Here is a 12,554-nt window from a genome sequence, read left to right as displayed (position 1 = left end):
GCGCTCACCCGCCACTGGTGTCCAGTTCCGCGTGCTGCAGTTCGGCCGAAGCCGCCCCGTCGATCGAGCGCGAGGCCAGCCACCCCTCGGGCAGGACCGGCCTGCGGGCGCGCCCCGAGCGGCCGCGCGGGCCCTCGACGGGCTCGCCCGGGTAGGGCGCGTCGAGGTCGAGCTCGGCGATGAGGTCGTCGATCTGCGCGAGTGAATCGACCTTCGTGAAGCGACCCCGCATCTCGCCGCCCACGGGGTAGCCCTTGAAGTACCAACCCGCGTGCTTTCGGATGTCGCGGCACCCGCGCAGCTCGTCCTCGTAGAACTCGACGAGCAGCTCGGCGTGCCTGCGGAATGCCTGAGCGACGAACGCGAGTGTCGCATCGACGTGGGGGGCATCGCCCCCGAACGCTCGCGCGAGCTCGCCGAACAGCCACGGCCGGCCGAGGCACCCGCGGCCGACGACGACGCCGTCGCACCCGGTCTCGTCCACCATGCGCACAGCGTCGTCAGCGCTCCAGATGTCTCCGTTGCCGAGCACCGGGATGCTCGTGACGTGCTGCTTGAGCTCGCCGATGGCCGACCAGTCTGCCGTGCCCGAGTAGGACTCCTCGAGGGTGCGTGCGTGCAAGGAGACGCCTGCGGCCCCGACGTCTTCGGCGATGCGGCCGGCCTCGAGGAAGGAGAGGTGCTCGTCGTCGATGCCCTTGCGCATCTTCACCGTGACGGGGACATCCCCCGCGGCGTCGACGGCGCTCTTCACGATGTCGCGGAAGAGATCGCGCTTCCACGGCAGCGCGGATCCCCCGCCCTTGCGCGTGACCTTCGGAACGGGGCAGCCGAAGTTGAGGTCGATATGGTCGGCGTGATCTTCACCGGCGATGATCCGCGCCGCCTCGCCCGTGTAGCGCGGGTCGACGCCGTACAGCTGAATCGAGCGCGGAGTCTCGGACTCGTGATGCTGGATGAGGCGCATCGTCACGTCATTGCGTTCGACGAGCGCACGGGTCGTGATCATCTCGGTCACGTAGAGACCGATGCCGTACTCCCGGCACAGACGGCGGAACGCCATGTTCGTCACTCCGGCCATCGGTGCGAGAACGACGGGGACGTCGAGAGTGAGCGGACCGATGCGAAGGGACGGCATGTCGCGCACGGGGGGCGCGGGGCGGGCTTCGTCGAGGGCGATCGTCACACGCTCATTCTCTCATTCTTCGCCTGGGTGGTGCCGAAGGGTCGTAGCCTGTGGACATGACTGCCCAGAACGACCCCCGGACAATCGCCTTCACCGATGCCCAGGGCGCCGAGAAGACCCTCGCAGACTTCGGCGATGGCGTGATTCTCGTCGTCAATGTCGCCAGCAAGTGCGGGCTCACGCCGCAGTACGAGCAGCTCGAGGCGCTCCAGCGCAGCTACGGCGATCGCGGCCTGCAGATCGTCGGCTTTCCCTGCAACCAGTTCATGGGTCAGGAGCCCGGATCGGTGGAGGAGATCCTCGACTACTGCGCAACGACATGGGGCGTGTCGTTCCCGATCGCGGACAAGGTGCGCGTCAACGGATCCCACGCGGCTCCCCTCTACAAAGCACTCAAGAAGACGAAGGACCACGCGGGGCTCGCGGGCCCAGTCGCCTGGAACTTCGAGAAGTTCGTGATCCTCCCCTCGGGCGACGTCGAGCGCTTCCGCCCGAAGACGACGCCCGACGATCCCGCGATCGTCGAGCTGATCGAGAAGAACCTTCCGCGCTAGGCGCGCGATAATGGCGGGATGCCGAAGCCGTACACGCATCCGGACGCCGTGCCGTTCAAGCCTCTGAACTGGACGGGCCTGGAGCCACCCGCATTCGCGGGACCGGTGCCGAACCACGTCGCCATCGTGATGGACGGCAACGGGCGCTGGGCGAACCAGCAGGGCCTTCCCCGCACCGACGGACATCGCGTCGGCGTCGACGCCATGCTCGACGTCATCGCCGGCGCCGTGCAGGCAGGCGTGAAGCACCTTTCGGTGTATGCATTCTCGACCGAGAACTGGAAGCGCTCGCCCGCCGAGGTGCGCTTCCTCATGGGTTTCAACCGCGAGGTGCTGCACAGACACCGCGATCAGCTGAATGAGTGGGGCGTGCGCGTGCGGTGGGCCGGGAGGCGCCCGAAGCTGTGGGGATCCGTCATCAAGGATCTGGAAGTCGCGGAAGAGCTGACCCGCGACAACACGACGATGACGCTGGCGATGTGCATCAATTACGGCGGGCGTTGGGAGGTCGTCGACGCGATGCGGAAGATGGCCGAGGACGTGCAGGCCGGACGTCTCAAGCCGTCGGCCATCAACGAGAAGACCGTCGCGAAGAGCCTCTACCTGCCGAACATGCCCGACGTCGATCTGTTCATCCGCTCGGGGGGCGAGAAGCGCACCAGCAACTTCATGATGTGGGAGGCCGCGTACGCCGAAATGGTGTTCGACGACGCGTTGTGGCCCGAGTTCACGCGCAAGAACCTGTGGCGTGCGATCCAGACCTTCCACAGCCGTGATCGCCGCTACGGCGGCGCGATCGACAAGGCCTGACGGGCAGGGCCGCGAGGATCTGAGACTTCCGCGAGCGTCTGACGAAAGTCCCCGAACCGTCAGTATCTCGGGACGAACTCAGATCCTCGGCGCCCGTCAGCGCCTGCCGAGCGAACGGATCGCGCGCTCGAGGTGGAACTGCGCGTAGGCGGCGACGAAGCCCCCGGCGCGATCGAGATCGCTCGGGTCGGCGGCGTCGACCCTCGGCCAGTCTCCCTCGAGTAGCGCCGCAAGCAACTCGACCGTCTCGGCGTCGGCCCGTGGCGTGCCGGCCGGCGCACAGGAGTCGCACACGACGCCGCCCGTCGGCGCGGAGAAACGGTCGTGAGGCCCCGCAAGCCCGCACCGCGCGCACGCGTCGAGCTGCACCGTCCACCCGCTCAGCCCGAGTGCACGGAGCAGATACGAGTCGCGCGTCGCCCCCGCGGGATGCTCGCCCCGCGACAGGGAACGCAGCGCGCCGACCAGAAGGAAGAACTGCTGCGGCTGCGCGTCGCCCTCCCCCACAAGCCGGTCGGCCGCCTCGGCCATCGCATTCGCGGCCATGTACCGGTCGTAATCGGCCGCGATGGCGGCACCGTACGCGCCGAGCTGGTCGACCTGCTGAACGATGTCGAGGTTTCTCCCGACGTACAGCTGCGCGTCGACCGCCATGAATGGCTCGAGCCGCGCGCCGAACTTGCTCGATGTGCGCCGCACCCCCTTCGCCACCGCGCGGACCTTGCCGTGCTGCCTCGTGAGCAGCGTCAGGATCCGGTCGGCTTCACCCAGTTTGTGGGTGCGAAGCACGACGGCGTCGTCACGGTATGTGGGCACCGTGCCATTATCCCGCGGGACGAAGGGGATGCAGCGCGAAAGGCGGTCACGCCTCGACGAGCTCCTCGTCGCGCACGCGCACCGAGCGGTTCACCGCCGAGATGATCGCCTTCAGCGAGGCCGTCGCGATATCACCGTCGACGCCGACCCCCCAGAGTCGCTGGTCGTCGACCTGCAGCTCGACGTACGCAGCCGCCTCGGCGTCTCCCGACGCGCTGAGGGTGTGCTCGGAGTAGTCGTACAGCGTGATCTCGTGCCCCCGCTCGCGCATGACATCGAGGAATGCCGCGACCGGACCGTTGCCCGTGCGGGTCACGACGACCTCCTCGTCACCATCGCGCAGCGTCGCCCGCAGCTCGCTCTCGCCGTTCGAGACGTGCGTTGTCGTCGTCCCGAGCAGCTCGTATCGACCCCAGCTCGTGTCCGGCGCGCCGGAGGGCAGGAACTCGTCCTGGAAGATGTTCCAGATGTCGTCGCTCGAGACCTCGCCGCCCTCGCTGTCGGTGTGCTCCTGCACGACGTTCGAGAACTCGATCTGCAGCTTGCGCGGCAGGTCGAGCTTGTGGTCGGCCTTGAGCAGATAGGCGACGCCTCCCTTGCCCGACTGCGAGTTGACACGGATGACCGCCTCGTAGCTGCGACCGAGGTCCTTCGGATCCACGGGCAGATAGGGCACGCCCCAGGGGATCTCCTCGGTCGACACGCCGCGTTCCTCGGCCGCCCGGGCCATCGCTTCGAAGCCCTTCTTGATCGCGTCCTGGTGGGATCCGCTGAAGGCCGTGAAGACGAGGTCGCCGGCCCACGGGCTGCGCTCGGGGACAGGCAGCTGGTTGCAGAACTCGGCCGTTCGCTTGACCTGGTCGATGTCGCTGAAGTCGATCTGCGGATCGACGCCCTGCGTGAACAGGTTGATGCCGAGGGCGACGAGGTCGACATTGCCCGTGCGCTCGCCGTTGCCGAACAGGCACCCTTCGATGCGATCGGCACCCGCCATGTACCCCAGCTCGGCTGCCGCGATGGCCGTACCGCGATCGTTGTGCGGGTGCAGCGAGAGAATCACGTTCTCGCGGTTGTCGAGATTGCGGCTCATCCACTCGATCGAATCGGCGTACACATTGGGCGTCGCCATCTCGACCGTCGCGGGCAGGTTGAGGATGACCTTGCGCTCGGGCGTCGGGACGAGGATCTCCATCACCCGATTGCAGATCTCGACCGCGAACTCGAGCTCGGTGCCCGTGTACGACTCGGGCGAGTACTCGTAGTAGACGGTGGTCTCGGGGATCGTCTGCTCGTACTTCTTGCAGGCGCGCGCACCCTCGAGCGCGATGTCGATGATTCCCTGCTCATCGGTGCGGAAGACGACCTCGCGCTGCAGCACGCTCGTCGAGTTGTAGAGGTGCACGATCGCCTGCTTGGCGCCGCGGATCGACTCGTACGTGCGGGCGATGAGGTGCTCACGCGCCTGTGTCAGCACCTGGATCGTGACGTCGTCGGGGATCAGATCCTCTTCGATGAGCTGTCGCACGAAGTCGAAGTCGGTCTGGCTCGCCGAGGGGAACCCGACCTCGATCTCCTTGTAGCCCATCTTGACGAGCAGCTCGAACATGATGCGCTTGCGGTCGGGCGTCATCGGGTCGATGAGAGCCTGGTTGCCATCTCGCAGATCGACTGCACACCACCGCGGTGCCTTCTCGATGCGCTTCGTGGGCCACGTGCGATCGGGCAGGTCGACCGTGATCTGGTCGTGGAACGGCACGTACTTGTGGATCGGCATGCCGCTCGGCTTCTGGTTGTTCTGCATTGTCTTCTCGTTCCTTCGAAACGTGGGAGGGGCCACGCGAAGCTCCGCGACGAGAAGGCCCTGACTACGAGGTCTCGTCGCGGCAGATAAGGAGAAGCAGACCGAACTGTCGCACGTGGCCACGATAGCACGCAGGATGCTCGCCTGCGCACCGCCATGATCCGCCGCGCCTGCGCAGATTGCTCAGATCCAGCGGAGGGCGAGGCCGGATCAGAAGCCCAGCCGCCCCAGATGCTTGGGGTCTCGCTGCCATTCCTTCGCGACGCGCACGTGCAGAGACAGGTACACGCGCGTGCCGATGAGCGGCTCGATTCCCGCGCGAGCGCGAGAGCCGACGTCCTTCAGGCGCGAACCCTTCCGCCCGATGATGATCGCCTTCTGACTGTCGCGCTCGACGACGATATCGGCGAACACATCGGTGAGCTCCGGATCCTCGTCGCGGGCCGCGATCTCCTGCACCTGCACCGCGATCGAGTGGGGCAGCTCGTCGCGCACGCCTTCCAGTGCAGACTCGCGGATGATCTCTGCGACGCGGTCTTCAAGGGACTCGTCGGTCACGACGTCCTCGGGATACAGCGCGGGTCCTTCGGGCATCAGGGCGAGAACCTCGTCGGCCAGCACATCGAGTTGGTCGCCGGTCTCACTCGACAGCGGAATCACGGCCGCCCAGTCGTCCCGAAGCGCATCGACCTCCATCAGTCGTTCCATGACCTGATCGCGGCTCGCCGCGTCGGTCTTCGTGACGAGCGCGACCTTCTTCGCCCGCGGATAGCCAGAAAGGGACTCGGCAATGCGGCGATCACCCGGGCCGACCTTCTCGTTCGCGGGGGCGCAGAACGCGATCATGTCGACGTCGCCGAGAACCGTCTCGACGAGATCGTTGAGACGCTGCCCGAGCAGCGTACGGGGCCGGTGCACGCCCGGTGTGTCGACGACGACGAGCTGACCCCCGGGACGGTTCAGGATCCCGCGGATCGCGCGCCGCGTCGTCTGCGGCTTCTCGCTCGTGATCGCCACCTTCTCCCCCACGAGCGTGTTCATGAGGGTCGATTTGCCGACGTTGGGCCGTCCGACGAATGTGACGAATCCGGATCGCTGCGCGTCACTCATCGTGGCCGCCCTTCTTGCTTGTCTTCCGCTGTCCCCGGCGGGAGCCGGAGGCCTGGTCGAGTTCATCCGGATCCGGGAGATTCAGCTCGCCCGTGCGCGGGCTGCGACCCAGCACGTCGTCGACGGCACGCCGCGCGGGCGTCCTGTCGACGAAGACGGTCGCAATCCCGCGCCCGCGGCCACGCGAGGTGCCTCCCGTCAAGACGAGGCCCGACACCTCCGCCTGCTCGCCCGGCTGCGGCATATGCCCGAGCTCCTTCGCCATGAGCCCTCCGATCGAGTCGACGTCCTCATCATCGATCTCGATTCCGAAGAGCTCACCGACCTCCTCGGCGCCGAGCGCCGCGCTCACGCGGAAGCTTCCATCCGGAAGCTCGACGATCTCGTTCGAACGGGCGTCATATTCGTCCGCGATGTCGCCGACGAGTTCCTCGAGGATGTCCTCGAGCGTCACGAGGCCGGCGATGCCCCCGTACTCGTCCACGACGAGAGTGACGTGCACCTGGTCGGTCTTCATCTGCTGCAGCAGCGTCTCCGCCCGCATCTGCTCCGGCACGAACAGTGCCGGACGTGCGAACGCCCGCACCGCCGCGGCACGCCATCCCGGTGTCTCACGGAACGCGTGCTGGATGAGGTCCTTCAGGTAGAGAACTCCGACGACGTTGTCGACGTCGCCGTCGACGACGGGAAGGCGCGAGAGGCCGCTGGAAAGGAACGCGTCCACGGCCTCCGATGCGGTCGCGTCCGCGTCGACCGTGACCATCTCGGTCCGCGGCACCATGACGGCGCGGACGATCTGGTCCGTGAAGTCGAAGACCGAGTGGATCAGCTCGCGATCGTCGTCCTCGATGAGAGCATGCGTCGCGGCCTCGTCGACGATCGAGAGCAGCTGCTCCTCGGACTCGAATCCGCGACGCCGCGCCCCCGGGATCACCCGCGCGCTCGCGGCCGCGAACGGCTTCGCGATCGGCCCCAGGACGAGGCGAGCGGCCCGGATCGCCGGCGCTCCGAATGCGAGAAGGCCCTCGGCGTATCGCCGGCCGACGGTCGTGGGCGCCGAGGCGACGACGACGTAGATGAGGATCGACATGACGATGACGGTCGTCAGAACGCCCCACAGCGCGCTCTCGAAGAGCAGCGAGAACGCCAAGCTCATGAGCACGACAGCCCCGACATCGCACAGCACGCGCAGGAGAGTCAGCGCGTTGTCATGCGCATCGCGATCGCGCGCGATGTGGGCGAGGGATCGCGTGTTGCGCCCCTCCGCCGCCATGTCGACGAGATCCGCCGTGGACGTCACGGCCAGGGCGGAGTCGAGGGCGGTCATGAGGCCGGCGACGGCGACGAGCACCAAGGCGCCGAGGATGAGAAGTGCCTCGATCATGCGCGGCGGCGCCGCCTCTCACTCGCCGCGAAGGAGCTGAGGAGCTCGCGCTGCAGACCGAACATACGACGTTCCTCTTCGGGCAGAGCATGGTCGTAGCCGAGGAGATGGAGTAGGCCGTGCGTCGTGAGCAGAAACATCTCGTCGAGAAGCGAGTGACCCGCCGTCTCCGCCTGGTTCTCGGCGACCTGCGGGCAGACGACGATGTCGCCGAGAAGCCCCGGCGGGGTCGGCATATCGGCGGATCCGGGGCGCAGCTCGTCCATCGGAAAGCTCAGCACGTCGGTGGGGCCCGGTTCGTCCATCCACTGCACGTGCAGCTGCTCCATCGCGCCCTCGTCGACGAGAACGATCGCGAGCTCAGCATCGGGGCTGACATGTAGTGCATTCAGGTCGTGCTGCACGAGGCGCAGCAGGGCGTCGGCGTCGATGTCGACGCCTGATTCGTTGTTGATCTCGATCATGAACGTCCTCGCTTCGGAGACCTGTCGCGGGGGGTCATGCCTCGGCGCCGCTCGGCGCGGTTCGCGAATTCGCGCGCCTCGTCCAGCTCGGCGCGGCGGGCCGTGCGCTTCTCGTCGTACTCGCTGTACGCGTCGACGATCCGCCCCACGAGCGTGTGACGCACGACGTCGTCGCTCGTCAGCTCAGCGAAGTGGATGTCGTCGACGCCCGTGAGTATCTTGTTGACGACACGCAGTCCGCTCGTGCCTCCGGGCAGATCGACCTGTGTGATGTCGCCCGTGACGACCATCTTCGTGCCGAAGCCCAGGCGCGTGAGGAACATCTTCATCTGCTCGGGCGTCGTGTTCTGCGCCTCGTCGAGAACGACGAACGAGTCGTTGAGAGTGCGCCCACGCATGTAGGCGAGCGGCGCGACCTCGATCGTGCCCGTTGCGATGAGCTTCGGCACGACCTCCGGATCCATCATCTCGTTGATCGCGTCGTACAGCGGGCGCAGATACGGGTCGATCTTGTCCGTGAGGCTTCCCGGCAGGAAGCCGAGCCGCTCCCCCGCCTCGACGGCGGGCCGCGTGAGGATGATGCGGCTGACCTCGCGCCGCTGCAGGGCCTGGACGGCCTTGGCCATCGCGAGATACGTCTTTCCCGTGCCTGCCGGCCCGATGCCGAACACGATCGTGTTCAGGTCGATCGCCTCGACGTAGTCGCGCTGTCCCATCGTCTTTGCGCGGATCAGCTTGCCGCGCGTCTGCAGGATGGCCTCACCGAGGGCCTCACTCGGGCGCTCGCCCGATTCCTGGAGAACGCGATTCGACGTGCGCACGTCCGCCGGGCCGACGTCGTGACCCTTGCGAGTCATCTCGAGCAGCTCGTCGACAAGCGCACGGGCGGCGCGTACGTCGTCCTCGGATCCCGAGAGCGTGATCTCGTTGCCTCGTACGTGCACATCGACATCCGGATGCTCGCTCTCGACCATGCGCAGCAGCTTGTCCTGCGGACCGAGGAGCTGCACCATGGCGACGCCGTCGGCGCGGATGGTGACAGTGGTCTGGGGTGTATCAGCCAACGAGGCTCTTCTCTTCCAGATTGCCCGCGAGTACGTGGGCGTGAACGTGGAAAACGGTCTGCCCCGCGCCCGCTCCCGTGTTGAAGATGAGACGGTACTCCCCGCCCGCCTTCTCTGCGGCGACGGCCTTCGCGACCGAGACGAGCTCGGCGAGCAGATCGGGCTCGGCGGCGGCCAGCTCGGAGACGTCGCGGTATTCGCCCGTCTTCGGGAAGACGACGACGTGCACCGCCGCCTGCGGGTTGATGTCGGTCACGGCCAGAACGCGGTCGGTCTCGGCAACGACGTCTGCCGGGATCTCGCCGCGGATGATGCGTGTGAACACGCTGGGCTCCGTCATGGGTCCAGTCTAGAGTGTGCCACCGAAGTCACCAGCGGCCGAGGCGCGCGTTGAGGAGCGCGATCGCCGCGGGCCCGGCCGTCGAGGTGCGCAGGACACTCTCCCCGAGACGCGCGCGCGTCGCTCCTGCTTCGTCGAGCGCGGCGAGTTCCTCGGGCTCGATCCCGCCCTCGGGACCGACGACGAGGACGACATCACGGTCGTCATCGGTATCGAGCGCCGACAGGCGCGCGTCGGTCCACGGATCCAGGACGACGATACGTGCGTCCGCGGAGCGAGCGGCCAGCTCGGCAGTCGTGCTGACGGGCTCGACGACGGGGATCCACGCGCGGTGCGCCTGTTTGGCGGCCTCCCGGACGATCGTCGCCCATCGCTGACGTCCCTTCTCGGCCTTCGGGCCCTGCCAGCGGGAGATGCTGCGCGCGGCCTGCCACGGCAGGATCCCGTCCACGCCGAGTTCCGTCGCCGCCTGCACCGCGAGCTCGTCGCGGTCGCCCTTCGCGAGCGCCTGCGCGAGCAGGATCCGCCGGCGTGGGGCCTCGCGCTGCTCGCGCGCGGAGATCCGCACATCGACGCGCTTAGGCTGCGCCTCCGTGACCTCTCCGTCGAGCCACGTTCCGCGGCCATCCGTCAGAGTGACACGCTCGCCGACGCGCACTCGTCGTACGGAGGACGCGTGGTGCGCCTCTGTGCCGGTGAGGGAGATCGTGTCTCCCTCACCCGCACCCGAGGCGTCGTCAGCGATGAAGTGCAGCGCCACGCGTGCTCTCAGGCCCCGCGGAACTTGTCGCGGATCTTCGAGAACAGGCCCTGCGGATGCTCTGAGAGGCGCGGCTCGGGCGCCTTCGTGCGCTGGGCGAGCTCCTCGACGAGCTGGCGGGTGCGGCCGTCGACCTTCGTGGGGGTGACGACCTGGATCGCGACACGCAGGTCCCCGCGACGCTTGCTCCGCAGGCCCGTGATGCCGCGCTCGCCGATCTTCAGGACATCACCCGATTGCACGCCCGCTCGCACTTCGAGATCGACGGCACCGTCGAGGCCGTCGATCGACGTCTCCGTACCGAGGATCGCATCGGTCATCGATACCTCGAGCGTCGCGAGCAGATCGTCGCCCTCGCGGCTGAAGACAGGGTGCGGCTCGACGTGGACCTCGACGTACAGATCGCCGTTCGGGCCGCCCGCGGGCCCCACCTCGCCCGATCCGGGAAGCTGCAGACGCAACCCCGTCTCGACGCCGGCGGGGATGTCGAGGCCGACCGTGCGACGTGAACGTACGCGGCCCTGGCCCTGACACGCGGTGCAGGGGTGCGGGATACGCGTGCCGTAGCCCTGGCAGGAACCGCAGGGCTGCTGCGTGACGACGTTCCCGAGCAGGCTGCGCACCTGGCGCTGCACGTGCCCGGAGCCACCACAGATATCGCATCGCTCGGGCTCGGTCCCCGGCTGACAGCAGGAGCCGTTGCACGTCTCGCAGAGGACGGCCGTGTCGATCTCGACCTCGCGGTGCGTTCCGAAGACGACGTCGCCGAGCTCGAGAGAGAGCCGCACGAGCGCGTCCTCGCCGCGCTCGCGTCGCGACCTGGGGCGCCCCGCACGGGATCCGCCGCCCGCCGCGCCGAAGAACGCCTCGAACACGTCGCCGAAGCCGCCGAAGCCGCCGCCTCCGAAGCCGCCTGTGTCGCCGCCCATGTCGTATCGACGACGCTGTTCGGGGTCGCTCAGCACCTCGTACGCGTGCGTCACGCTCTTGAACTGCTCCGCAGCCTCCTCCGTGGGGTTCACGTCGGGGTGGAGCTTGCGCGCGAGCTTGCGATATGCCTTCTTGATCTCGTCGTCGCTCGCTTCGCGCGACACGCCGAGTACCTCGTAGTGGTCTGCCACTTCTCGCCTTTCCGCGGAGATTCCGCGATCTGCGTCACTGACCGGCCTCAGGCCGGGAACTCATCGATTCTCGTCTTCTTCGAGCACCCGCGTCAGATACCGCGCCACGGCACGCGCCGCCGCGAGGTTGCGCGGATAGTCCATGCGCGTCGGTCCCATCAGCCCGACCCGGGCGCGGCCGACCGTTGCGTCGTATTCGCTCGCGACGATCGACGCCTCGCCGAGCCCGAAGGCCGCGTTCTCCCGGCCGATGCTCGTCGCGAGGCCGTTGTCATCGGCCGCCATTTCGCTCATCAAACGCAGCAGGGTGACCTGCTCTTCGATGGCTTCCAGGAGCGGATGAATGCTGCCCCGGAAATCATCCTCGCGGCGCGCGAGCGTCGCTGCGCCCGCCATCACGAGACGGTTCTGCCGAAACTCATCGAGCTCCTCTGCCACGGCCGCGAAGACGGCGAGCAGGGCGCCCTCGCGCGCCGTCGGCGGACCCGTCCGCCCCGAAGCCGCCGCCTCCACGCGCTCGGCCGCGTCTCCGACCGGGTAGCCGACAATGAGCGGCTCGAGGAGCGTGCTCACCGCGTCAGCGTCAGCGTCAGCGTCGGTGATCTCGGCAGGAAGGATCGCGATCCGCTGAGACACGCGGCCCGTGTCGGTCACCATGATGACGAGTAGGCGCCGCGTGTCGAGAGCGACGAGCTGTACATGCGTCAGCGTCGCGCGGGCGAAGGAGGGGTACTGGACGAGAGCGACCTGTCCCGTGAGCTGAGTCAGCAGGCGCACCGTGCGCGCGAGCAGATCGTCCAAGTCGGCGGGATCGGCGAGGAAAGACTCGATCGCCGAACGCTGCGCCGGCGAGAGCGGGCGCACATCGGCGAGATGATCGACGAAGGCACGGTATCCCTTGTCGGTCGGCACGCGCCCCGATGAGGTGTGGGGCTGAGCGATGAGCTCCTCTTCTTCGAGAAGCGCCATGTCGTTGCGGATCGTGGCGGCCGAGACGCCGAAAGCGTGGCGCTCAACGATCGCGCGACTGCCGACGGGCTCATGCGTGTCGACGAAATCGCGCACGATGGCGCGCAGTACCTGCAGTCCGCGATCCGAGACCATGTGCGCTCCTCTCGTGCTGGCACTCCCTGATGTCGAGTGC

At 67.6% G+C, this 12,554-nt stretch carries 13 protein-coding genes; 2 read left to right on the top strand and 11 right to left on the bottom strand.

Annotated elements, in window-relative coordinates:
• Positions 1 to 4: 4 nt before the first annotated feature.
• Positions 5 to 1,138, bottom strand: a complete 1,134-nt coding sequence (gene dusB, locus C0012_RS08795) for a tRNA dihydrouridine synthase DusB (protein ID WP_110589391.1) — start codon at positions 1,136 to 1,138, stop codon at positions 5 to 7.
• Between the two features lie 104 nt (positions 1,139 to 1,242).
• Here dusB and C0012_RS08790 point away from each other — a divergent pair, with 104 nt between their 5' ends.
• Together C0012_RS08790 and C0012_RS08785 are read left to right on the top strand one after the other, a co-directional pair.
• A complete protein-coding gene (locus C0012_RS08790) occupies positions 1,243 to 1,740 on the top strand; it encodes a glutathione peroxidase (RefSeq protein ID WP_110589392.1) in 498 nt (165 codons plus the stop codon).
• 18 nt (positions 1,741 to 1,758) lie between these two features.
• Positions 1,759 to 2,550, top strand: a complete 792-nt coding sequence (locus C0012_RS08785; protein WP_110588992.1) for an isoprenyl transferase — start codon at positions 1,759 to 1,761, stop codon at positions 2,548 to 2,550.
• A gap of 96 nt (positions 2,551 to 2,646) precedes the next feature.
• On the opposite strand, the gene recO is transcribed toward C0012_RS08785, so the two are convergent.
• The 10 genes from recO to hrcA all read right to left on the bottom strand — a co-directional run bounded on the left by recO (position 2,647) and on the right by hrcA (position 12,514).
• A complete protein-coding gene (gene recO / locus C0012_RS08780; RefSeq protein WP_110588993.1) occupies positions 2,647 to 3,366 on the bottom strand; it encodes a DNA repair protein RecO in 720 nt (239 codons plus the stop codon).
• Between the two features lie 46 nt (positions 3,367 to 3,412).
• Positions 3,413 to 5,167 carry a 2-isopropylmalate synthase gene (gene leuA, locus C0012_RS08775; RefSeq protein WP_110588994.1) on the bottom strand — a complete coding sequence of 585 codons (1,755 nt, stop codon included), beginning with the start codon at positions 5,165 to 5,167 and terminating at the stop codon, positions 3,413 to 3,415.
• 210 nt (positions 5,168 to 5,377) lie between these two features.
• Positions 5,378 to 6,277: a GTPase Era gene (gene era / locus C0012_RS08770; protein ID WP_110588995.1), complete on the bottom strand. Its 900-nt coding sequence runs from the start codon at positions 6,275 to 6,277 to the stop codon at positions 5,378 to 5,380.
• Complete coding sequence (locus C0012_RS08765; protein WP_110588996.1) at positions 6,270 to 7,661, bottom strand: hemolysin family protein; 1,392 nt, start codon at positions 7,659 to 7,661, stop codon at positions 6,270 to 6,272. Before C0012_RS08765 ends, era begins: the two co-directional genes overlap by 8 nt.
• On the bottom strand, positions 7,658 to 8,125 hold the full coding sequence (gene ybeY, locus C0012_RS08760; RefSeq protein ID WP_110588997.1) for an rRNA maturation RNase YbeY: 468 nt from the start codon (positions 8,123 to 8,125) through the stop codon (positions 7,658 to 7,660). The genes C0012_RS08765 and ybeY overlap by 4 nt, the downstream gene beginning before the upstream one ends.
• Positions 8,122 to 9,138, bottom strand: coding sequence for a PhoH family protein (locus tag C0012_RS08755; RefSeq protein WP_110588998.1), 1,017 nt, complete (start codon positions 9,136 to 9,138; stop codon positions 8,122 to 8,124). Before C0012_RS08755 ends, ybeY begins: the two co-directional genes overlap by 4 nt.
• Before the next feature lie 43 nt (positions 9,139 to 9,181).
• Positions 9,182 to 9,529: an HIT domain-containing protein gene (locus tag C0012_RS08750; RefSeq protein WP_110588999.1), complete on the bottom strand. Its 348-nt coding sequence runs from the start codon at positions 9,527 to 9,529 to the stop codon at positions 9,182 to 9,184.
• Between the two features lie 28 nt (positions 9,530 to 9,557).
• Positions 9,558 to 10,289: a 16S rRNA (uracil(1498)-N(3))-methyltransferase gene (locus tag C0012_RS08745; protein WP_110589000.1), complete on the bottom strand. Its 732-nt coding sequence runs from the start codon at positions 10,287 to 10,289 to the stop codon at positions 9,558 to 9,560.
• Between the two features lie 8 nt (positions 10,290 to 10,297).
• Complete coding sequence (gene dnaJ, locus C0012_RS08740) at positions 10,298 to 11,410, bottom strand: molecular chaperone DnaJ (RefSeq protein WP_110589001.1); 1,113 nt, start codon at positions 11,408 to 11,410, stop codon at positions 10,298 to 10,300.
• Positions 11,411 to 11,470: 60 nt separating this feature from the next.
• Positions 11,471 to 12,514, bottom strand: coding sequence for a heat-inducible transcriptional repressor HrcA (gene hrcA / locus C0012_RS08735; protein ID WP_110589002.1), 1,044 nt, complete (start codon positions 12,512 to 12,514; stop codon positions 11,471 to 11,473).
• Positions 12,515 to 12,554 lie beyond the last annotated feature (40 nt).

It is taken from the genome of Microbacterium suaedae (genome assembly GCF_003254645.1).
GTDB classification, from domain to species: domain Bacteria; phylum Actinomycetota; class Actinomycetes; order Actinomycetales; family Microbacteriaceae; genus Microbacterium; species Microbacterium suaedae.
The sequence above is the reverse complement of the archived record's forward strand: the minus strand, read 5'-3'. Positions and strand labels throughout refer to the sequence as shown.

Bases quoted from the DNA above. Each gene is read 5' to 3' on its own strand.
- dusB (WP_110589391.1), bottom strand. From the start codon at position 1,138: ATGCCGTCCCTTCGCATCGGTCCGCTCACTCTCGACGTCCCCGTCGTT.
- C0012_RS08790 (WP_110589392.1), top strand. From the start codon at position 1,243: ATGACTGCCCAGAACGACCCCCGGACAATCGCCTTCACCGATGCCCAG.
- C0012_RS08785 (WP_110588992.1), top strand. From the start codon at position 1,759: ATGCCGAAGCCGTACACGCATCCGGACGCCGTGCCGTTCAAGCCTCTG.
- leuA (WP_110588994.1), bottom strand. From the start codon at position 5,167: ATGCAGAACAACCAGAAGCCGAGCGGCATGCCGATCCACAAGTACGTG.
- era (WP_110588995.1), bottom strand. From the start codon at position 6,277: ATGAGTGACGCGCAGCGATCCGGATTCGTCACATTCGTCGGACGGCCC.
- C0012_RS08765 (WP_110588996.1), bottom strand. From the start codon at position 7,661: ATGATCGAGGCACTTCTCATCCTCGGCGCCTTGGTGCTCGTCGCCGTC.
- ybeY (WP_110588997.1), bottom strand. From the start codon at position 8,125: ATGATCGAGATCAACAACGAATCAGGCGTCGACATCGACGCCGACGCC.
- C0012_RS08755 (WP_110588998.1), bottom strand. From the start codon at position 9,138: ATGGTGCAGCTCCTCGGTCCGCAGGACAAGCTGCTGCGCATGGTCGAG.
- C0012_RS08750 (WP_110588999.1), bottom strand. From the start codon at position 9,529: ATGACGGAGCCCAGCGTGTTCACACGCATCATCCGCGGCGAGATCCCG.
- hrcA (WP_110589002.1), bottom strand. From the start codon at position 12,514: ATGGTCTCGGATCGCGGACTGCAGGTACTGCGCGCCATCGTGCGCGAT.